The sequence below is a fragment of the Mycolicibacterium sediminis genome (assembly GCF_010731735.1).
Taxonomy (GTDB): domain Bacteria; phylum Actinomycetota; class Actinomycetes; order Mycobacteriales; family Mycobacteriaceae; genus Mycobacterium; species Mycobacterium sediminis.
In genome coordinates this window covers 3,272,733-3,292,958 of the sequence record NZ_AP022588.1, presented here as the reverse complement: position 1 = coordinate 3,292,958, position 20,226 = coordinate 3,272,733, and the positions used below count along the sequence as shown (strand labels likewise).

17 protein-coding genes are annotated in these 20,226 nt (G+C 69.8%); 10 read left to right on the top strand and 7 right to left on the bottom strand.

Annotated elements, in window-relative coordinates; all coding sequences use genetic code 11:
• Positions 1 to 7: 7 nt before the first annotated feature.
• The 5 genes from G6N64_RS15770 to fabG form a co-directional block, all read right to left on the bottom strand.
• Positions 8 to 1,183, bottom strand: a complete 1,176-nt coding sequence (locus tag G6N64_RS15770; RefSeq protein WP_163797903.1) for a thiolase family protein — start codon at positions 1,181 to 1,183, stop codon at positions 8 to 10.
• A gap of 101 nt (positions 1,184 to 1,284) precedes the next feature.
• Positions 1,285 to 1,995: a GntR family transcriptional regulator gene (locus G6N64_RS15765; protein ID WP_163797902.1), complete on the bottom strand. Its 711-nt coding sequence runs from the start codon at positions 1,993 to 1,995 to the stop codon at positions 1,285 to 1,287.
• Positions 1,979 to 3,172, bottom strand: a complete 1,194-nt coding sequence (locus G6N64_RS15760) for an acyl-CoA dehydrogenase family protein (RefSeq protein WP_163797901.1) — start codon at positions 3,170 to 3,172, stop codon at positions 1,979 to 1,981. The genes G6N64_RS15765 and G6N64_RS15760 overlap by 17 nt, the downstream gene beginning before the upstream one ends.
• The gene (locus G6N64_RS15755) at positions 3,169 to 4,377 is read right to left on the bottom strand and encodes an acetyl-CoA C-acetyltransferase (RefSeq protein WP_163797900.1); all 1,209 of its coding nucleotides are present in this window, start codon (positions 4,375 to 4,377) and stop codon (positions 3,169 to 3,171) included. The genes G6N64_RS15760 and G6N64_RS15755 overlap by 4 nt, the downstream gene beginning before the upstream one ends.
• Entirely contained in the window at positions 4,378 to 5,118 is a 741-nt protein-coding gene (fabG, locus tag G6N64_RS15750; RefSeq protein WP_163797899.1) for a 3-oxoacyl-ACP reductase FabG, read from the bottom strand. It lies immediately after the preceding gene.
• Positions 5,119 to 5,212: 94 nt separating this feature from the next.
• On the opposite strand from fabG, the gene G6N64_RS15745 reads away from it, so the two are divergent.
• Positions 5,213 to 6,403, top strand: a complete 1,191-nt coding sequence (locus tag G6N64_RS15745; RefSeq protein WP_163797898.1) for an acyl-CoA dehydrogenase family protein — start codon at positions 5,213 to 5,215, stop codon at positions 6,401 to 6,403.
• Positions 6,404 to 6,406: 3 nt separating this feature from the next.
• Here the strand turns inward: G6N64_RS15745 and G6N64_RS15740 are convergent, their stop codons facing one another.
• On the bottom strand, positions 6,407 to 6,859 hold the full coding sequence (locus G6N64_RS15740) for a MaoC family dehydratase (protein ID WP_163797897.1): 453 nt from the start codon (positions 6,857 to 6,859) through the stop codon (positions 6,407 to 6,409).
• 373 nt (positions 6,860 to 7,232) lie between these two features.
• Between G6N64_RS15740 and G6N64_RS15735 the strand changes: the two genes are divergently transcribed.
• The 3 genes from G6N64_RS15735 to G6N64_RS15725 are packed head-to-tail and all read left to right on the top strand — an operon-like array spanning position 7,233 to position 11,936.
• Positions 7,233 to 7,952, top strand: a complete 720-nt coding sequence (locus tag G6N64_RS15735; protein WP_163797896.1) for a hypothetical protein — start codon at positions 7,233 to 7,235, stop codon at positions 7,950 to 7,952.
• On the top strand, positions 7,949 to 10,111 hold the full coding sequence (locus G6N64_RS15730; RefSeq protein WP_163797895.1) for an Rv1355c family protein: 2,163 nt from the start codon (positions 7,949 to 7,951) through the stop codon (positions 10,109 to 10,111). The genes G6N64_RS15735 and G6N64_RS15730 overlap by 4 nt, the downstream gene beginning before the upstream one ends.
• Positions 10,080 to 11,936, top strand: a complete 1,857-nt coding sequence (locus G6N64_RS15725) for a bifunctional diguanylate cyclase/phosphodiesterase (protein ID WP_163797894.1) — start codon at positions 10,080 to 10,082, stop codon at positions 11,934 to 11,936. The genes G6N64_RS15730 and G6N64_RS15725 overlap by 32 nt, the downstream gene beginning before the upstream one ends.
• Here the strand turns inward: G6N64_RS15725 and G6N64_RS15720 are convergent.
• The gene (locus G6N64_RS15720; RefSeq protein ID WP_163797893.1) at positions 11,904 to 12,821 is read right to left on the bottom strand and encodes an FAD-binding protein; all 918 of its coding nucleotides are present in this window, start codon (positions 12,819 to 12,821) and stop codon (positions 11,904 to 11,906) included. The two genes, G6N64_RS15725 and G6N64_RS15720, sit on opposite strands and share 33 nt — an antisense overlap.
• A 486-nt stretch (positions 12,822 to 13,307) precedes the next feature.
• On the opposite strand from G6N64_RS15720, the gene G6N64_RS15715 reads away from it, so the two are divergent.
• The 6 genes from G6N64_RS15715 (at position 13,308) to G6N64_RS15690 (ending at position 20,211) form a co-directional block, all read left to right on the top strand.
• A complete protein-coding gene (locus tag G6N64_RS15715; protein ID WP_246230668.1) occupies positions 13,308 to 14,003 on the top strand; it encodes a TetR family transcriptional regulator in 696 nt (231 codons plus the stop codon).
• 58 nt (positions 14,004 to 14,061) lie between these two features.
• Positions 14,062 to 14,748, top strand: coding sequence for a ScbR family autoregulator-binding transcription factor (locus G6N64_RS15710; protein WP_163797892.1), 687 nt, complete (start codon positions 14,062 to 14,064; stop codon positions 14,746 to 14,748).
• Between the two features lie 78 nt (positions 14,749 to 14,826).
• Positions 14,827 to 16,059: an acyl-CoA dehydrogenase family protein gene (locus G6N64_RS15705; RefSeq protein ID WP_163797891.1), complete on the top strand. Its 1,233-nt coding sequence runs from the start codon at positions 14,827 to 14,829 to the stop codon at positions 16,057 to 16,059.
• 12 nt (positions 16,060 to 16,071) lie between these two features.
• Entirely contained in the window at positions 16,072 to 17,205 is a 1,134-nt protein-coding gene (locus tag G6N64_RS15700; RefSeq protein WP_163797890.1) for an acyl-CoA dehydrogenase family protein, read from the top strand.
• A gap of 152 nt (positions 17,206 to 17,357) precedes the next feature.
• On the top strand, positions 17,358 to 17,948 hold the full coding sequence (locus tag G6N64_RS15695; protein ID WP_163797889.1) for a TetR/AcrR family transcriptional regulator: 591 nt from the start codon (positions 17,358 to 17,360) through the stop codon (positions 17,946 to 17,948).
• Positions 17,941 to 20,211 (top strand): molybdopterin-dependent oxidoreductase, encoded by a 2,271-nt coding sequence (locus G6N64_RS15690; RefSeq protein ID WP_163797888.1) that lies wholly within the window; start codon positions 17,941 to 17,943, stop codon positions 20,209 to 20,211. The genes G6N64_RS15695 and G6N64_RS15690 overlap by 8 nt, the downstream gene beginning before the upstream one ends.
• Positions 20,212 to 20,226: the final 15 nt, after the last annotated feature.

Below are 20,226 nucleotides of genomic sequence, written 5' to 3'. Positions count from 1 at the left end.
AGGTCGGCTAGACCTCGACGACGACCGCACCGCCCTGGCCGCCGCCCGCACACATCGCCGCGACTCCGATGCCGCCACCGCGCCGGCGCAGTTCGTAGACCAGCGTCGTGACCATGCGTGCGCCGGACGCGGCGATCGGGTGCCCGAGGCTGCATCCGCTGCCCGAGAAGTTCACCCGCTCCTCGTCGAGGCCGTACTCCTTGCACGCCGCGATGGGCACCGAGGCGAATGCCTCGTTGATCTCCCACAGCGTGACGTCGGAGGCCGACAGGCCGGCGCGCTCGAGCACCTTGCCGATGACCCGGACACCGCCGAGACCGGTGTCGCGGGGCGCCACGCCGATCGACGCCCACGCCTTGACCGTCGCGAGCACGTCGAGGTTGGCGCCCTCGGCGTAGTCCCGCTCGGTCAGCGCGACGGCCGCGCAGGCGTCGTTGGTGCCGCTTGCGTTGCCCGCTGTGATCGAGAAGCCCTCGATCTCGGGGTGCAGCACCTTGAGCCCCGCGAGCTTCTCGACGGTGGTGTCCCGGCGCGGATGCTCGTCGACCGCGAATTCGGTGATGGATCCGTCGAACTGGGTGATCTTCAGCGGCAGGATCTCCTCGTCGAACTTCCCGCCGTCCTGCGCGGCGACGGCGCGCTGGTGCGACCGCGCGGCCCACGCATCCATCTCCTGGCGCGAGATGCCGGCGGCCTGCGCGGTGTTCCAGCCGACGGTGATGGACATGTCCTTGGCGGGCGCGTCCGGGGTCTCGACGTGGGTCGGTGGCATCCACCGCTCCTCGAACTTCAGCTCGGGTCCCGGGATGCGCCAGTTCACCAGGGGTGTCATCGACAGCGACTGCACGCCGCCGGCGATGAGGGCGCGCTCCATGCCGGAGCCGATCTGGGCGGCGGCGTTGCCGATCGCGGTGAGGCTGCCGGCGCAGTGGCGGTTCACCGACTGGCCGGGGACGTGCTCCAGACCGGTGGCGGTGGCCGCGTACCGTGCGAGATCACCACCGCCATAGTGTGATTCGGCGAAGATGAGGTCGTCGATGTCGGCGGGGTCGATGCCGGAACGGCGGACGACCTCGGGCAGGACGGCGGTGATCAGCGTCTCCGGAGGGGTGTTGACCAGCGTGCCCTTGAAGGACCGACCGATGGCCGTCCGGACGGCACCGACGATGACGGGTGTGGACATGTCTTCGGACCTCGCTTCGACAGGGTGAGACTCTGCTCCGTCTCGACGTTACAAAACTAGCAGTAACTGTTGCGCTCCCGTCAAGTGGGCACGGGAGTTGCTCACGCCCCGCCCGAGGCCTCGGCACAGGCGTCGGGCGCGATCACGCCGCGTTCGATCAGGTGGTCGGTCAGTGGCGCGACGCCGACGGTGAAGTGCTCGGCCATCGCCGTCCGCGCACGGGCGGCGTCGCGGCGCTCGAATGCGGCGATGACCCGTCGGTGGTCGCTGATCGACTGCTTCGGCCACCCGGCCAGGGTCGGGAACACCGACTCCGGCGCGTACCGCGTGATGGCCGACATCACGTGCGTCAGCTTGGGCGAGTCTGCGGCGACGTTGACGGCGCGGTGGAAGTCGTGGTTGAGCCGCACCGTCCGCTCGAGATCATCGGTCTCGTACGCAGATTCGAGATCGTCCTGGATCGCGACGAGGTCGGCCAGCTGCTCGTCGGTGATGTTCGCGGCCGCCCGCGCCGCCAGCTCGCCGCCGATGAACGCCTGCACCGACGCCACGTCGACGATGTCGCGGGCGGTCACCTCGAGCACCATGAAGCCGCGTCGGGGATGTTGGACCAGCAGGCCCTCGGCGCGCAGGTTGAGCAGGGCCTCGCGCACCGGCGTCACGCTGATGCCCAGTTCGGCGGCGAGTTGGTCGAGGCGCAGATACTCGCCGGCAGGGAACGCCCCGGTGAAGATCCGCCGCCTCACGTAGCGGGCGACGTCGTCCGACAGCTGCGGGCGGGGCGTGAAACCGCGTTCAGAGTCGGTACTCATCGATCAGGTTCCTGCTGATGATGGTCTTCTGGATCTCGCTGGTGCCCTCGCCGATCAGCAGGAACGGCGCATCGCGCATCAGCCGTTCGATCTCGTACTCCTTGGAGTAGCCGTAGCCGCCGTGTATCCGGAAGCTCTGCTGGGTGACCTCGGCACAGAACTCGCTGGCCAGGTACTTCGCCATGCCCGCCGCGACGTCGTTGCGCTCGCCGGAGTCCTTGAGCCGAGCGGCGTTCACCATCATCAGGTGCGCCGCCTCGACCTTGGTCGCCATCTCGGCGAGTTGGAAGGCGATGGCCTGGTGGTCGGCGATCGGCTTGCCGAACGTGCTGCGCTGCTGGGCGTACCGCACGGCGAGTTCGAAGGCCCGCAGTGCGACGCCGCACGCGCGGGCCGCCACGTTGACCCGGCCCACCTCGACGCCGTCCATCATCTGCGCGAAGCCACGCCCCGGCGCGTTGCCGAGCACGTCGTCGTCCGCGGCGACGTACCCGTCGAAGATCAGCTCGGTGGTGTCGATGCCCTTGTAGCCGAGCTTGTCGAGCTTCCCGGGAATCGTCAGCCCGGGCGCGACCTCGCCGAAACCGGTCGGCTTCTCGACGAGGAACGCGGTCAGGTTGCGGTGCGGTTTCTCCGCTCCCTCGTCCGTCTTCACCAGAGCGGCAACCAGACTCGAGCTGGCGCCGTTGGTGAGCCACATCTTCTGGCCGGTGATGGCGTAGCCGCCGTCGGGGTTGCGGACACCCCTGGTGCGGATCGCGGCGACGTCGGAGCCCAGCTCGGGCTCCGACATCGAGAAGGCGCCGCGAACCTCGCCCGTCGCCATCCGCGGCAGGAAGCGCTGCTTCTGGGCGTCGGTGCCGTGCTGGCGGATCATGTAGGCGACGATGAAGTGGGTGTTGATGACGCCGGACACGCTCATCCAGCCGCGGGCGAGTTCCTCCACGCACAGCGCGTAGGTCAGCAGCGACTCGCCGAGCCCGCCGTACTCCTCCGGGATCATCAGTCCGAACAACCCCATGTCGCGCATCGCGTCGACGATGGCCTGCGGGTAGGCGTCGGCGTGCTCCAGTTCCTGCGCGTTCGGGATGATCTCCCGATCGACGAAGTCCCGCACCGTCGAGACGATCTCGGTCTGCACGTCGGTCAGGCCGACGGTCTGCGCAAGTCTGGTCATGCCGTGCCCACCCTCTCGAACACCGCGGCCAGTCCCTGCCCGCCGCCGATGCACATCGTCTCCAGGCCGTACCGACCGCCGCGCCGGTGCAGTTCGCGCGCCAGGGTGGCCAGCATCCGGCCACCCGTCGCGCCCACGGGGTGCCCCAGCGAGATACCGGATCCGTCGACGTTGGTGCGGTCGAAGTCGGATGGCGCGAACCCCCACTCCCGCGTCACGGCCAGCGCCTGGGCGGCGAAGGCCTCGTTCAGTTCGATCAGGTCCATGTCGGCGAGGCTCAGACCGGCCTTGCCCAGCGCCGCCTCGGTGGCGGGAACCGGCCCGATGCCCATGACGTTCGGCGGCACTCCCGCCACGCCCCAGGAGACGAGGCGCACCAGCGGCGTCAACCCCAGTTCGGCGGCCTTCGACTCGGTGGTCACGATGCACATCGACGCGGCGTCGTTCTGGCCGCTCGAGTTGCCTGCGGTGACGGTGGCATCCGGGTCCTGTGCGCGCAGAACGGGTTTCAACTTCGCGAGCGCCTCCACCGAGGTGTCGGCTCTCGGGTGCTCGTCGACGTCGACGACGGTGTCGCCGACGGCGACCGGGATGATCTGCTCGGCCAGCCTGCCCTCGCGCTGAGCAGCCACCGCGCGCTGGTGGGACCGGACGGCCAACTCGTCCTGCTCGTCGCGCGGAATGCCGTACTGGCGGCGCAGGTTCTCCGCGGTCTCGAGCATGCCGCCGGGAACGGGATGGTCCCGCCCGCCCGCGGTGCTGCGGCCACGCGACAGTGCGTCGTGGACGGTCACGCCGCCCCGGGCGCCGCCCCAGCGCATGTCGGTGGAGTGGAACACCACGTTGCTCATCGACTCGGCGCCACCGGCCACCACGAGGTCGTTCTGTCCGGTCGAGACCTGCATGGCCGCCTGAACGACCGCCTGCAGGCCCGAGCCGCAGCGCCGGTCGAGTTGCATGCCCGGCACGGTCACCGGCAGACCCGCGTCGAGCGCGACGACCCGACCGATCGCCGGCGCCTCCATGCTCGGGTAGCAGTGTCCCAGGACGACGTCCTCGACGTCGGTCGGTGCGATCCCCGTGCGGTCGAGCAGACCACGCAACGCCGCGACCCCGAGGTCGACGGCGGTGAGGCGCGTGAACATGCCGCCGTAGCGGCCGATGGGAGTGCGTACCGGCTCGCAGATCACGGCGTCCCGGGTCATCTAGACGTGCCTCCCGCCGGTCACCTCGAGCACGGTGCCGGTCATGTACGACGACAGGTCCGACGCCAGGAACAACGCGACCGACGCGACCTCGCTGGGCTCCCCCGCCCGTGCCATGGGAATCTCGGCCAGCTTCGCGTCCCAGATGCGTTGCGGCATGGCCTCGGTCATCGCGGACCGGATCAGGCCGGGCTGGATCGCGTTGATCCGCACGCCGAGGTGCGCGACCTCCTTGGCCGCGGCCTTGGTCAGGCCGACGATGCCGGCCTTGGCCGCGGAGTAGTTGGTCTGGCCGATGAGTCCGACCTTGCCGGAGATCGACGAGATGTTGACGATCGCGCCGCTCTTCTGCTCGCGCATGACGTCGGCGGCCTTGCGGGTGCCGTTCCAGGATCCCTTGAGGTGCACCGAGATCACCTGGTCGAATTGTTCCTCGGTCATCTTGCGCATGGTCGCGTCGCGGGTGATGCCCGCGTTGTTGACCATGACGTCGAGGCTGCCGAAGGCCTCGACCGCGGCGGCCACCAGTGCCTCGACCTCGGCGGCGTTCGTGACGTCGCACCGCACGGCGCGGGCCACGTCGCGTCCACCGAGCCGGGTCACGGCGGCATCGGTGGCGTCGGGGTCGAGGTCGCCGAGGACGACTCGGGCCCCCTCGGCGACGTAGCGCTCGGCGATCGCGAAGCCGATCCCCTGTGCGCCACCGGTGACGACGGCGGTGCGTCCCTCGAGCAGTCCCATCGATTGTCCAGCCTCTCAGTCGGGTCAACGGCAAACATAAAATATGATCTCCGTCGACCGCACCTCACCCCCCGACCCGGAGCTTGGAGGCGACATGGCCGACACGACGGACGACACCGTCAGCGACGAGGACTTCGCCGACGTACTGTCCGCGACCCGCGACTTCGTGCGGAACGTGGTGGTGCCGAGGGAGTCGGAGATCATGGCCGACGACCGGGTTCCCGACGACGTCCGCGAGCAGGCTCGCAAGATGGGACTGTTCGGCTACGCCATCCCGCAGGAGTGGGGCGGACTCGGCCTGAACATCACCCAGGACGTCGAGATGGCGATGGAGTTCGGCTACACCACTCTCGCCCTGCGGTCGATGTTTGGCACCAACAACGGCATCGCCGGGCAGGTCCTGGTCGGCTTCGGCACCGACGCGCAGAAGGCGCGGTGGCTCGACGGCATCGCTTCGGGCGACGTGGTCGCGTCCTTCGCCCTCACCGAGCCGGGCGCGGGTTCGAACCCGGCGGGATTGCGGACCAAGGCCGTGCGGGACGGCTCCGGAGACGAGGTGGCATGGTCGATCAGCGGGCAGAAGCAGTACATCACCAACGCGCCCACCGCCGATCTCTTCCTCGTCTTCGCCCGCACCCGTCCCGCCGACGACGACGGCCAAGGCATCGCCGTCTTCCTGGTGCCCGCGGACGCGCCCGGCGTGACGGTCGGCCCCAAGGACGCGAAGATGGGACAGGAGGGCGCCTGGACGGCCGACGTCGGGTTCGACGAGGTGCGGGTCGGCGACGACGCGCTCGTCGGTGGTGCCGTGGACATCGGCTACCGGGCGGCGATGACGTCGCTGGCGCGCGGACGCATCCACATCGCGGCGCTGTCGGTCGGCGCCGCCCAGCGCGCTCTGGACGAGTCGGTCCGCTACGCGGCGACCGCCACCCAGGGCGGCACGCCGATCGGTGAGTTCCAGCTCGTCCAGGCCATGCTCGCCGACCAGCAGGCCGGCGTGATGGCCGGTCGCGCGCTCGTCCGCGAGACGGCTCGACTGTGGCTCTCCGGTGAGGACCGGCGCATCGCGCCGTCGACGGCGAAGCTGTTCTGCACCGAGATGGTGGGTACGGTCGCCGACCTCGCCGTGCAGGTCCACGGCGGCGCCGGCTACATCCGCGGGGTCCCGGTCGAACGCATCTACCGCGAGGTCCGATTGCTCCGCCTCTACGAGGGCACCAGCGAGATCCAGCGGCTCATCATCGGCGGCGGGCTGGTCAGGGCGGCCCAGCGCGAACGCTGACGCTCAGGCGATGTAGCGGACGATCGACTCCGCGACCGCGGCCGGCTTCTCCGAGCCCTCGATCTCCACGGTGATCGTGGTGGTCGCCTGCACGGCGCCGTCGAGCTGCTTGATCTCGGTCACCTCGCCGCGCGCCCGGATCCTCGCACCGACCTTGACCGGCGTGATGAAGCGGACCTTGTTGTAGCCGTAGTTGACGGCGAGCGTGATGCCCTCCACCCGATAGAGGTCGTGCGAGAAGTGCGGCAGCAGCGACAGCGTCAGCAGCCCGTGCGCGATCGTGCCCCCGAACGGGCCGTCCGCGGCCCTCGCCGGGTCGACGTGGATCCACTGATGATCATCGGTGGCGTCGGCGAACAGGTTCACGCGGTCCTGGCTGATCTCCATCCAGTCGGTGGGCCCGAGTTGGCTGCCCAGCGCCGCTGCAAACTCATTCAGATCCTTGAAGACCTTCACACCCGCTCCTCTCGATCGCGTCGCGCCGTCGCGCACCGCCCGTAATACATCTAGTCGTTGTGAGTTCCGAACACAATCGCCCATTTGCTGAAAAGCGGGGAATTGGTTTGTTTCGCGCGCGAATTTTGCCGGGATGGTTCATACGCTGGGACAACGCCCGTTACCGGCATTGCAGTGTTTTGACGGTCGTGCACATTCTCCGCGCTTAGCCGTGTGACCTGCAAAGAACCGGTCGGTAACCACGCCCGATGGCTTGGAAACGGGCATCGCACGGCCCGATACTGAGTTTGCGGTTCGCATTCGAACCGATGCGAATGACGGCAGCCAGAGGCGCCGTAGATCGGCGCCGACTGCTCTAAGAATGGGGCGAAAAATGAGCGTTCCGTGCGCGGAATTCGAGCACTATGCATCCTTTCGGATGACGGAGAACATCAGTTGGTGGGACTCCGATTCCTCGGCGACGATGGTGTTGTCGACACCCGAACTCGACCGGACCCTCTGGTCGGACTACCTCGCGGGCGCCGAGCGGAGTTATCAGCGTTACGGCGTGCAGGCCGCGCTCGACGTGGCGGCCATATGCGACGGCGCGGACACGGCGATGTTCTGGGCGATTGTCGACGACGGGGGGCACGTCATCGGTGGGGTGCGGGCCAAGGGACCGCTCACCGGCGCCGACGATTCCCACGCCGTCGTGGAGTGGGCGGGCCATCCGGGTCTGCCCATGGTGCGCAAGATGATCGACGACCGCACCCCGTTCGGCATCCTGGAGATGAAGTCCGCCTGGACGACCGACGCCCGCGATCGGGCCCGTTCGGTGTCGACCGCACTGGCGCGTAGCGGCTTCCACGCCATGGAGTTGATGGGGGTCCAATTCTGCATGGCGACGTCGGCGCCCCACGTGCTCGAACGGTGGGGGTCGTCCGGTGGTGTGGTTGCCCACATCCCTGCCGCTCCGTACCCGGATGAGCGCTACCGTACGAAGATGATGTGGTGGGACAGGCGGACGTTCGCCAACTACGCGGATCCCGAACAGGTGTCGAAGATCATCCGGGAGACCTCTGCGATCTCCACGGTGGCGGCGATCGCCCTGTGAGTCGACGCTCCGACGATCTGGGGTTCAGCGCGGTACTGCTCGACACGTCCGACGACGCGGACGGCGCCGCGCTCGACCGCCTTCGGTCCGACCCGACCATCGAGGCGCTCGACTCGTTCGCGGCGCAGCACGCTGCGATCGCGGACATGACCGACGACGCCGGACTCCTCGGCGAGGCGCCGCGGTGGGCGTACTACCCGTGGCGTCGGTCGATCGTCAAGATCCTTGGCCCGCAATCGTTTCGACGGCTCCGGCTCGACCGCAACCGCAACCTCATCACCGCCGGGGAGCAGGACCACCTGGGCACGCTCGTGGTCGGCGTGATCGGGCTCAGCTCCGGACACGTGATCGCGCACACGCTGGCGGCCGAGGGGCTGTGCGGGGAGTTGCGTCTCGCCGACTTCGACGAACTCGAACTGTCGAATCTGAATCGCGTGCCCGCGAGCGTCTTCGACCTCGGGGTCAACAAGGCCGTCGCCACCGCGCGCCGGATCGCCGAACTCGACCCCTATCTGACCGTGCATCCGTGGCCGTCGGGAGTCACCGCCGACACCGTCGACGCGTTCCTCGACGGCATGGACGTCGTCGTGGAGGAGTGCGACTCGCTCGACGTCAAGGCGCTGGTGCGCGAGGAGTCGCGGCGCCGGCGGCTGCCGGTCGTGATGGCCACCAGCGACCGCGGCCTGATCGACGTCGAGCGGTTCGACCTCGACCCGCACCGACCGCTCTTCCACGGACTGCTCGGGGACGTCGACGTTGCCGAATTGGCCACCTTGAGCAGCCAGCAGAAGGTGCCGCAGGTGATGCGTCTGGTCGACGTCGCGGGTCTCACGGCCCGTGCCGCGGCGTCGCTGCTCGAGGTGGGTCACGAGCTGGCGACGTGGCCGCAGTTGGCCGGGGACGTCACGCTCGGGGCGGGCGGCGTCGCCGAGGCCGTCCGTCGCATCGGGCTCGGACTCGCGCTCGGATCGGGGCGGGCGCGTCTGGACGCGGGCGCCGCGCTGGACCGGCTCGAGGAGCCGGTCGTCGTGGTCACGCACGATCCCGCCGATCCGGCCGAGCCGGCTCCCCCGACGTCACCGCTGGCCGCGATCGTCGCAGCGGCCCACAGGGCCCCGTCGGGCGGCAATTCACAGCCGTGGGCCATCGAGGCCGACGGCGACACCGTCGAGATCGTGCTGACCCCTGAACTGACCTCGACGATGGACGTCGGCTTCCGTGGCAGTGCGGTGGCCGTCGGCGCCGCCGTGTTCAACGCCGAGGTCGCCGCCGCCGCATCCGGCGACGTGGTGGCCCGCGTCCGCTACTCCGAGCCCGACGAGCGGTGGCCGCTGAAGGCCACGATCACCCTGGAGCCGGGGACCGATCCCGATCGTGCGCGGCTGTACCCCGCCGTGCTGCGGCGGGAGACCAACCGCCACCGCGGCGACGCCACCGCGCTGAGCGGTGCCATCGTCGGCGCCCTCACCGACGCCGCCGTCCGCGAGGGCGCGGGGCTGCGCATGCTGTCGTCGCCTGCGGAGATCGCCGCCGCCGCCGAGATCCTGGGCGCCGCCGACAGGATCCGGTACCTCACGCCTCCCCTGCACGCCGAGATGGCCTCGGAGCTGCGCTGGCCCGGCAACGACTCCCTGCAGTCCGGCATCGACGTCCGCAGCCTGGAGCTGGACCCCGGGACGCTGCTCGCCCTCGACATCCTCAAGCGGCCGGAGGTGATGGAGACGCTGGCGTCCTGGGACGGCGGGCGGATCCTCGGCGCGGACACCTCGTCGCGGGTGCAGTCGAGCAGTGCCCTGGCCGTCGTCACCGTCGACGGCGCCCGGCTGTCGGACTACGCCCGGGGCGGCGCGGCGGTCGAGGCAGTGTGGGTCACCGCCGAGGAGTTCGACCTCTCGGTGCAACCCATCTCACCGGCCTTCCTGTACGCCCGTTCCGACGGCGACCTCCGCGAGGTGTCGGCCACCCACGTGGATGCGCTGGCGGATCTGCGACGGCGCTTCGCCGAGCTCGCGGGGCTGGCCGACGAGGTGCCCGCGCTGATCCTGCGGTTCGCCGTCACACCCCCGACATCGGTCCGGAGCCGACGGCGACACGTCAATATCGACGACCAGCGATATTCTGAGTTCGATGTCCGCTCAGACGCCGCGCGTAAGCCTTGATCGACTGGTGACCAACGTCGCCGTCGATCTGATGGCGTCGAGCGCCGCCACGTCGAAGTCGGTGGCGCGGGGCGTGCTCGGGATGATGGTCGAGTACTTCGACGTCGACGTCAGCTTCCTGCGGTACAACGACCATTCGATCCGTGCGTCGGTCCTCGTCGCCGAATGGCCCGAACGACCCGGCGTGCCCGACCCGGACCCGCTGGGGACGGTGTACTTCGCCGACGCCGACCCCGTCTTCGCCCAGTCCGAGCACGGCAAGAAGCCGCTCGTCTTCCGTCCGGAGAATCAGGACTACCAGCGCCGCATCGAAGAGGGGCGCAACGTCCCGCAGACGTCGATGGCGGCCGCTCCCCTGGTGTCCGGCGACGTCACAACCGGCATCATCGGCTTCGTCAAGTTCGGCGACCGCGAGTGGCGGCCCGAGGAACTCAACGCCCTCGAGGCGATCGGCTCGCTGTTCGCGCAGGTGCAGGCACGTGTCGCGGCCGAGGAGAGGTTGCGCCACCTCGCCGAACACGACGACCTGACCGGGCTGTACAACCGCCGGGCACTGCTCGATCACCTGGAGAAGCGGCTCGCGCCGGGCAGTGACGGGCCGGTGGCCACCCTGTTCTTCGACCTCGACCGGCTGAAGACCATCAACGACTACCTGGGCCACACCGCGGGCGACTGGTTCATCCGCGTCCTCGCCGATCGCCTGCAGCAGGGCACGAAGCGGTCGAGCCTCATCGCCAGGCTCGGCGGCGACGAGTTCGTCGTGGTGCCCGCGGAGCCGACCTCGGCGGCCGACGCGGAGGAACTCGCCACGCACCTGCTGGGAGTGCTGCGCGAACGGGTGGCGATCGACGGCGAGATGCTGAACCGCACCGTGAGCATCGGCGTCGCCGTCGGAACGCCGGGCCGCGACACCACCAACGAACTGCTGCGCCGGGCCGACCAGGCCGTGATGACCGCCAAGGCCGAGGGCGGCAACCAGGTGGCGATGGCCACCGACGCGATGGCACTCGAGTCGGAGTTCCGCAACGACATCGAGTTGCACCTGCAGAACGTCATCGAGAACGGCGCGCTGTTCCTGCGGTACCTGCCCGAGGTCGACATGCGCACCGGACGGGTGCTGGCCACCGAGGCGCTGGTCCGCTGGGAGCATCCGACCCGCGGGCTGCTCTCCCCCGCGTCGTTCATCGCGGTGGCCGAATCGATCAATCTCGCAGGCGAACTCGGCCGGTGGGTATTGCGGACGGCGTGCGCCGACTTCGCGCGGTGGCGGTCCACCGTGGCGGGGCTCGACGTCGAACTGCGGGTGAACGTCTCACCGGTGCAGCTGGTCACCTCCGGCTTCGTGGAGACGGTGGCGGGCATCCTGGCCGAGTTCGACCTGCCGCCCGGATCCGTCTGCGTGGAGATCACCGAGAGCGTCGTCGTCCAGGACCTCGAGACCACGACGATCACCCTCAACGGGTTGCGGGACGCCGGAGTGCGCGTCGCGATCGACGACTTCGGCACCGGGTACAGCGTCTTCTCGCACCTGAAGTCGCTACCGGTCGACGTGTTGAAGGTCGACCGCAGCTTCGTCACCGACCTCGGCAAGAGCCAGGACGACCTCGCGATCGTGCGGGCGATCATCGCGCTCGCCGACGCGTTCGGACTGCAACTGGTGGCCGAGGGCGTCGAGACCGAGGCGGCGGCGTTGACGCTGCTGCACCACGGCTGCCGACGCGCGCAGGGCTTCCTGCTGTCGCAGCCCCTGTCGAGCGAGGACATGCTGGCGCTGCTGGCGCAGGGCCGGGTGTCAGTTCACTTTCCGGCAGAGCCCGAGGCCTGAGCGCAGCGCGCGGGCCTCGTGCAGGCCGGTGCGTAGCGACTGCCGGGTGGCCGGGCACGTCGCGGGGCGGACGGCGGCGGTAGATGCGCCCGCGGTCGTGAGGAGTTCGACCCGACCGAACCGGCTGGCGGTGCGCCCGACGAGGCACACCTGCCGTGACTCGCCGTCCTGCGGCGCCCAGTCGCCCGCCGCCTCCCAATCCTGGTCGGCCGGTGCCACGGTGACGCCGCGTCGGGCGCGCACGGCGCGCGGCCCCGACGGAGTGTGGAAGACAGCCCCCACCACTCGGCGGTCCTCGAAGACGAGCCGATCCAGCGGCGAGTCGGTGAGGACCTCGATGCCGAGGTCGCGTGCCCGGTCGGTCAACCAGCTCCGCAGCGCGGACGCACCTGCGCCCTGACCCCAGTTCACGGTGCCGATGGGGACGACCTCGATGGTCCCGCCGGTGGACGCGCGCATCGTGGTGCGGCCCCAACCGAAGACATTGGAGTAGAGCATCCCGTAGGGCGAGGTGAGGCAGGTGGCGGCCCAGTCGGCCAGTCGTCGCCCGAGGAACGGTTCGGCGATTCCGTTCGACATGGGGCTCGCGACGCGCATCGGGACGGGCACGTCCGGCGTGACCAGGGTGGACTCCGGCACCCACTCCGCGAATCCAGCGAAGTATTCCGCCGTCTCGGGATCGGCGGTCGCGGCGTGCATCCACCCCCGGCGCGAGCCCACCCGCCGACGCGTCGCCACGCCGGAATCGCCGCGGCCGACGGCCGGTGCGGCATCGACGACGAGAACCTCGTCACCTGCGTCGACGGTGGCGACGGCCCCGGCGAGTCCGCCGATTCCGGCGCCGATCGAGATTAGGTCGACCTCGTGATCCCACATGCGCGTCATGTACCTCGGGGTTGCCGTGAAGGGAGACAGGGCGGACGCAGTGCAGTCAACGGCCCACGTCCGACGCCACGACGACCTCTCGTCGTAGTGGCGTCCGGATTTGCCGTGTCCGTCAAAAACGACCGGTTGGCTCCCGCGGGGAGCCGTCCGGTCCGGTGCGACGATCGCGAGCGTCCATCGACGTCGTCCCGGAGGTCGATGGCCGAGACGAAGGCGTCCCGACGCATCAGACCATGAGTCATCACGTTCCGTACTTTACATACTTTTGGAATGTACCGCTTCCTCGGAATTGACCGATGGTTCGTAGCAAAATCAGGGGCGGTCGGAGTGGGTCGGTAGGAGTCGACGTGGCCGGGTCGCGCGTGCCGTCTTCCGGCCACGAGCGCAACGGCCCCGGGATCGGGGAGCGGTGATGAGGGCACCACGCGCCATGGTCTGCGCCCCGCTGACCCGCGCCGCCGGACACCAGCGGACCGGGCCCGAGCCGTGACCGACGCACCGGACGTGCGCACCGAGCCGGACCGGCCGGCGGACGGCACTCGCCTGTCGATACTGCAATCCGCGGCCCACCAGTTCGCGAACAAGGCCTACAGCCAGGTCAACCTCGACGACATCCTCGACGACGCCCACGTGACCAAGGGTGCGCTGTACTTCCACTTCCGCTCCAAGCACGAACTCGCCTCGGCGGTCGTCGAGTACCGGGCGGACGAGGCCACCGACCTGTTCGCCCAGCCGCACTTCCAGTCGCTGCCTGCGCTGGAGTCCATGGTGGAGATGTGCTTCGTCATCGCCGTCGACGACATCGGGTCGCAGATGGCCCGTGCGGGCTTCAACCTCCTCGAGGCACTGGGCAGGTTCGACGGCCTCCAGGCCCGGCTGGTGGCCAGCTGGGTGACGTCATTCGCCGAGTTGGTCGGTCGTGCCGCCGCCGAGGGCGACGTCGACACCGACGTCGACCACACCGACGTCGCCAAGTTGGTCGTCTCGCTGTACATGGGCCTGCGGCAGGCGAGCGACCTGGACGATCCGACGACGTACCTGCACGACCTGGCGGCCATGTGGCGGCTGGTGATGCCAGGGTTCGTCGACGCCCGCAGACTCGACTACCTCACGGCTTTCGTCCGACGCCGCACCGCGCTCGCGATCAGGAATGCGGTACCGTTCCGGGCCGACGAACTATGATTGCGGTTCTAATCGAATCGCACGTCAATTGCGATGACGACCGACGGAGGTAGCCGAAGTGGTGCGCCAGGCAAGATCCGAGGCGACCCGTCGGAGGATCATCGACTCCGCGATCGATCTCATCAACGAGATCGGTTATCCCGCAGCCGGTTTGGCCGACATTATCGAACGCGCCGAGCTGACCAAGGGCGCGCTGTACTACCACTTCGATTCCAAGGAAGCCCTCGCGACCACGATCATCGAGGAGGGCGCCACGACGGTCCTCGATGCGTTCCGGGCTGCGGGACGCTCGAGTTCACCCGCGATGGAGAACATCGTGCACGGCCTCTTCGTCGTGACCGACGTCCTCGGCACCGACCGGGTGGCCCAGGCTGCGGGGCGGCTGCTGCGCACGTTCGGCGGCTTCAACCCCGCCGCGAAGCAGACCTATGCGACGCTGCTCGACGAGATGACGCGCCTGACCACCAGCGCGATCACCGAGGGCGACCTCCGGGACGACATCGACCCGGAGGATGCGAGCAACGCCATCATCGGCGCGCTTCTCGGCGCCGAGCTGCTCAGCAGTGCGCTGGCCGACAGCACGGACCTCCGTGTGCGGTTCGGCAAGGTGTGGGCGGTCATGCTGCCGGCGTTGATCTCCGAGGACTCCCTGGGCTACTACCGCGAGTTCCTGGCCCGCCAGTCCCTGCGCGCACCCCGGACACCGGAGTCCTCGACCGTGGACGGTGCAAGCCCCGCCGGCTAGATCCCCGGTAGGGCACCATCGCCCGTCCGACTCGGTTTACTGTCCTCGACAGCAGTGCTGCGACGACGGGATGACGACATGGACCTGAGCTGGTCGCCGGCCGACCTCGAGTTCCGCGACGAGGTGCGGGCCTTCCTCGACGAGAAGCTGACCCCGGAGCTGCGACGCGCCGGCCGCCTCATGACCAGCGTCTATAGCGATCACGACGCCGGGCTCGCGTGGCAGTCGATCCTGCACGAGCGCGGCTGGGCGGCGCCGGCGTGGCCCGTCGAGCACGGCGGCTGCGACTGGAGCCTCACCCAGCGCTACGTGTTCAGCCGGGAGTCGACGCTCGCCGGGGCTCCGGCCCTGTCCCCGATGGGCATCCGCATGGTCGCGCACGCGATCATCGCCTTCGGCACGCCCGAGCAGAAGGAGTACTTCCTCCCGCGCATCCTCACCGGTGAGGTGTTCTTCTGCCAGGGCTACTCCGAGCCCGAGTCCGGATCGGACCTGGCGTCGCTCTCGATGGCGGCGGTGGCCGACGGCGACGACCTGGTGTGCACCGGAAGCAAGATCTGGACCACCCACGCCCGCGAAGCGAACTGGATGTTCGCCCTGGTCCGCACGTCCCGCGCGGCGAAGAAACAGCAGGGCATCACGTTCCTGCTGATCGACATGACCACGCCGGGAATCGAGATCCGTCCGCTGGTGATGACCTCGGGCGAGGAGATCCAGAACCAGGTGTTCTTCGACGACGTCCGCGTCCCGCAGGATAACGTCATCGGCCGGATCGACGACGGCTGGACGGTCGCGAAGTACCTGCTCGAGTTCGAGCGCGGCGGCGAGGCCACCGCGCCGGCACTGCAGGTCGTCGCCGACGAGGTGGCGACGGCCGCGGCCACCCAGCCCGGACCGTCGGGCGGCAGGCTGATCGACGACCCCGGCTTCGCCCGGCGACTGGCCGACGCCAGGATCCGCACCGACGTCCTCGAGATCCTGGAGTACCGCGTGCTGGCCGCGCTCGAGGGTGGCGGCCATCCGGGCTCGGACTCGTCGATGCTGAAGGTCCTCAGCACCGAGTTGAGCCAGGTGCTCACCGAGCTGTCGATGGAGGCGGCAGGTCCACGCGGCCGGGTCTACCAGCCGCACGCCACGTGTCCGGGCGGTCCCGTCGCCGACTTCGAGCCGCCGGCCGACGGTTACGTCAGCGGCGAGCCGTGGCAGGCGGTCGCTCCCCTGCGCTACCTCAACGACCGCGCCGGCTCGATCTATGCGGGCAGCAACGAGATTCAACGCAACATCCTCGCCAAGGCAGCTCTCGGACTCTAGGGAGGACATCTCGTGGACTTCACCCTCACGGCCGAACAGACGCTGCTGCGCGACGGGCTGACCAGATTCCTCGCGACGCGCTACGACCTGGCCGCGAGCCGCGTCGCCGCCAGGACCGGTGGTCGGCCGGATATCTGGCGGGCCTTCGGCCAGGACCTCGGCCTCCTGGGCGCAGCGCTGCCCGAGGAGGTCGGCGGGACCGGTGGTGGTCCGGTCGAGGTGATGATCATCGCCGAGGCGCTGGGCCACGCGCTCGTGGTGGAACCGTTCGTGGACACCGCCGTGGTCGCCGCCGGACTGCTGCGCCGCGCAGGCGGAGGCGTCGCAGCCGCCCTGCTCGAGCGCATCGCGGCGGGTGACGCCGTCGTCGTGCTCGCGGCGGCAGAGGCTGAGACCGGAGACGACTGGCGTACGCCCGCGACCACCGCGGTGCGCGACGGGGACGACTGGGTGCTCGACGGCTCGAAGATCGTGGTCGTCGGCGCGCCGACGTCCAACTACCTGATCGTGACCGCGACGACGGCCGCCGGTCCGTCGGCGTTCCTGCTCGACGTCGACGCGGTGGGCGGCGCGGTGGGCGGCGCGCTGACGATGCACCCCTACCGCACCGTCGACGACCGCTGGGCCGCCGACGTCGACCTCGTGGGCGCGCGGGTGCCCGCGGACGCACTCCTGGGCGAGGATGGCGGCGCGTGGCCGTCGATCGAGCAGGCGCGGGACGAGGGGGCGGCCGCCGTGTGTGCCGAGGCCGTCGGCTGCATGCGAAAGGTGTTGGCGGACACGGTCGAGTACTGCAAGCAGCGTTACCAGTTCGGGCAGCCCATCGCCGCCTTTCAGGTACTTCAGCACCGCATGGTCGACATGTACATGGAGGTCGAGCAGTCGGCGGCGGCGGTGCAGCTCGCGGTGCTCAACCTCGACGGCGACGCGGCCACCCGCGCGCGGGCCGTGTCCGCGGCGAAGGCGACGGTGGGCCGTGCCGCCCGCTTCGTCGGCCAGAGCGCGGTGCAGTTGCACGGCGGCATGGGCATGACCGAGGAACTCGCGATCGGGCACTACTTCAAGCGCCTCACCACCATGCAGTACGAGTTCGGCAGCACCGACGCGCACCTCGCGCGCCATGCCCGGATCACGGCGCCCCGGTAGCGCTGGACAGTTGTCCGACCACGCCGCCACCCGCGCGCTCGATCCCCCGGTGCGACCACTCACCGGTGGCCGCCACCACGCTTAACCCGCGGTCGATCAATCAGATTGGCGGGGTCATTGCCATGGCACTACGGCTCGGATAACTTGGACACATGTCCAGTTCACGGGTGGCCCACGTCACTCGGATCCGAGACCCGCACGCACGGCACGCGTCGACGCACCGGCGCGTGCTCGGGGCTGCGGCGCAGCTGCTCGACGAATCGGCGCGACCCGACGTGTCGGTCCCCGAACTTGCGGCCAGGGCGCGCGTCGCGCAGACCGCGGTGCGCGCACACTTCCCCTCGATGGACGCGGTGTTCGCCGAGCTGTACCTGCAGCAGGTGACGGCGCTCCCGCTGACCGTCGACACCTCTGCGCCCGTCGCCGACCGGGTCGCAACGCAGCTGAGCGCCGTCGCGTTGATCCTCGCGGACCGGCCGGGCCTGGCCCACGCCAGCACCGCCGCCCTGCTGTCGACCGGCGATCCGGCCGTCGCCGCGGCACGGGCGAGGATCGCCGCCGAGGTGCGCCGCCGCCTCGGTGCGGCGCTGGGCACCGGCGCCTGGCCCGAGGTGCTGGACACCCTCGAGACGCTGTTCTGGGGCGCCCTACTTCGGGCCCAGTCCCGCGAGATCGACTACCGCGCCATGGCCGAGCGACTGGCCACGATGGTCTCACTCGTCGTTCCGGAGGACGATGACTGAGACCGCCGAGCACAAGGTGACCTGCCCCCTGTGTGAAGCGATGTGCGGCCTCGTCGTCCACACCGCCGGCACCGACGTGACGTCGGTTCGCGCGAACCCCGCCGACGTCTGGTCGCGCGGCCACCTGTGCCCCAAGGGCGCGTCGCTGGGCGCCGTGCACCACGACGCCGACCGCCTGCGAGAACCGTTGGTGCGCAATGCTCGTGGCGAGCACGTGCCCGTGTCGTGGGACGACGCCTTCGCGGAGTGCGAGCGGGTGCTGCGCCCCGTCCTCGACCGGTACGGCGCCTCCGCGCTGACCACGTACATCGGCAACCCCGTCGCCCACAACATCGGGCTGAGCCTGCACGTGGGCGCCCTGATCGGCTTCGGTCAGGCAGCGGGCATGCAGGCCTACTACTCGCCCGGCACGGTGGACCAGTGGCCGCTCAACGTGGTCAGCGCTCTGCTCTTCGGCGGCATGTGGAACGGCCCCATCCCCGACCTCGCCCACACCGATCACCTGATGATCCTGGGCGCCAACCCCTCCGCGTCCCAGGGGTCCATGCTGTCCGCGCCCGACGTGATGGGTTCGATCCGGGAGATCACCCGACGCGGCACCGTGGTCGTCGTGGATCCACGGCGCACCGGTACCGCGGCGCGCGCCTCGGAGTGGGTGCCGATCCGGCCCGGCACCGACGCGCTGCTGCTGTTCGCGATCCTCCGGGTCCTGGCCACCAACGGGTGGGTCCGCCGTCCCGATCACCTGCGCGACCGGGTGACCGGACTCGACGAGGTGATCGCGCTGTCGGAACCGTTCACCCCCGAGCGGGTCGCCGAGGCGACCGGCATCGGTGCGGACACCATTCACCGGTTGGCGCACGACCTCGCCCACGCCCGCAACCCGGTGCTGTACAGCCGGATCGGCGCATGCACGCAGGAGTTCGGCACCCTGTCCACGTGGCTGGTGTTCGTGGTCAACACCGCGCTCGGTGCCCTCGACCGCCGCGGCGGTGCGGTGTTCCCCCGTCCGGCCGCCTGGTCGCAGATGTTCGCCAAGCCGCCCGACCAGACCGAGCCGGGCTGGACCTTCGGCCGGTTCCGCAGCCGGGTGCGCGGTGTCCCGGAGGTGCTCGGCCAGTTCCCCGTCAGCTGTCTCGCCGAGGAGATCGACACCCCCGGCGACGGACGCATCCGCGGATTGATCACCGTCGCGGGCAATCCGGTCGTCTCCGCGCCCGCGTCCCGCCGGCTCGAGGACGCCCTGCCACGGCTCGACGCCATGATCTCGATCGACAACTGGCTCAACGAGACGACCCGGCATGCCCACGTGGTGCTGCCCGGTCTCTCCCCGTTGGAGCGACCGCACTCCGACGACCTCTACTGGGCGTACTCGACGGCGTCGTGCCTGAAGTGGTCGGACCCGGTGTTCGCGGCGCCGCCCGACCGTCCGGCGGAGTGGGAGATCCTGGTACGTCTGGCCGGGTCGATGTTCGGCACGCCCGTCCCCGACGTGGACGTCGACGCCGTCGACGACCTCTACGTGGGCGGCATGATCGCCATGCTCGGCGCGCGGCCGGAGTCGCCCCTGCACGGACGCGAACCCCTCGAGGTGCTCGCCGAGCTGTCCGGCCGCGGTCCCGAGCGCCTCGTCGACCTCGGCATTCGCCTGGGCCCCTGGGGTGACGGCGTCGGTGTGCGGCCGGATGGCCTGACGCTGGCCGAGGTGCGACGCCATCCCGACGGACTGCGCCTCGAGGAACTCGACGGCGGCCGACTCACCGAGGTCGTGACCACGCCGTCGGGCACGGTCGAACTCTTCCATGCGCACCTCGCCGACGACGTGCCGCGACTCGTTGCCCGCATGGACCGCCCCACGCCGGACCTCGTCCTCACCAGCCGACGGCATCTGCGCTCCAACAACTCCTGGCTGCACAACGTCCCGGGGCTGGTGCGCGGCCGGGAGCGCTGCACACTGCTGATGCATTCGGCCGATGCGGACCGCATCGGGCTGCGATCGGGCGACGTCGCCGAGATCTCCACGACCGAAGGCGAACTCAGCGTCGCCGTCGAGGTCGGCGACGAGATGATGCCCGGTGTGGTGAGCCTGCCGCACGGGTGGGGACACGGCCGGTCCGGTACGCGGTTGGCCGTCGCGAACGATCATCCGGGCGTCAACGCGAACCTGCTCAACCCGCCCGATCTCGTCGACGTGCCGAGCAACACCCAGGTGGTCAACGGCGTGCCCTGCCGGGTACGCCGCGCGGCCGCCCCGATCCGATGACGATGCCGACGACGA

What these genes read in the sequence shown, in the direction of transcription:
- fabG (WP_163797899.1), bottom strand. Translation starts at nt 5,118, where the DNA reads ATGGGACTGCTCGAGGGACGCACCGCCGTCGTCACCGGTGGCGCACAG.
- G6N64_RS15705 (WP_163797891.1), top strand. Translation starts at nt 14,827, where the DNA reads ATGGACCTGAGCTGGTCGCCGGCCGACCTCGAGTTCCGCGACGAGGTG.
- G6N64_RS15720 (WP_163797893.1), bottom strand. Translation starts at nt 12,821, where the DNA reads ATGACGCGCATGTGGGATCACGAGGTCGACCTAATCTCGATCGGCGCC.
- G6N64_RS15745 (WP_163797898.1), top strand. Translation starts at nt 5,213, where the DNA reads ATGGCCGACACGACGGACGACACCGTCAGCGACGAGGACTTCGCCGAC.
- G6N64_RS15770 (WP_163797903.1), bottom strand. Translation starts at nt 1,183, where the DNA reads ATGTCCACACCCGTCATCGTCGGTGCCGTCCGGACGGCCATCGGTCGG.
- G6N64_RS15725 (WP_163797894.1), top strand. Translation starts at nt 10,080, where the DNA reads ATGTCCGCTCAGACGCCGCGCGTAAGCCTTGATCGACTGGTGACCAAC.
- G6N64_RS15765 (WP_163797902.1), bottom strand. Translation starts at nt 1,995, where the DNA reads ATGAGTACCGACTCTGAACGCGGTTTCACGCCCCGCCCGCAGCTGTCG.
- G6N64_RS15695 (WP_163797889.1), top strand. Translation starts at nt 17,358, where the DNA reads ATGTCCAGTTCACGGGTGGCCCACGTCACTCGGATCCGAGACCCGCAC.
- G6N64_RS15735 (WP_163797896.1), top strand. Translation starts at nt 7,233, where the DNA reads ATGAGCGTTCCGTGCGCGGAATTCGAGCACTATGCATCCTTTCGGATG.
- G6N64_RS15755 (WP_163797900.1), bottom strand. Translation starts at nt 4,377, where the DNA reads ATGACCCGGGACGCCGTGATCTGCGAGCCGGTACGCACTCCCATCGGC.
- G6N64_RS15760 (WP_163797901.1), bottom strand. Translation starts at nt 3,172, where the DNA reads ATGACCAGACTTGCGCAGACCGTCGGCCTGACCGACGTGCAGACCGAG.
- G6N64_RS15690 (WP_163797888.1), top strand. Translation starts at nt 17,941, where the DNA reads ATGACTGAGACCGCCGAGCACAAGGTGACCTGCCCCCTGTGTGAAGCG.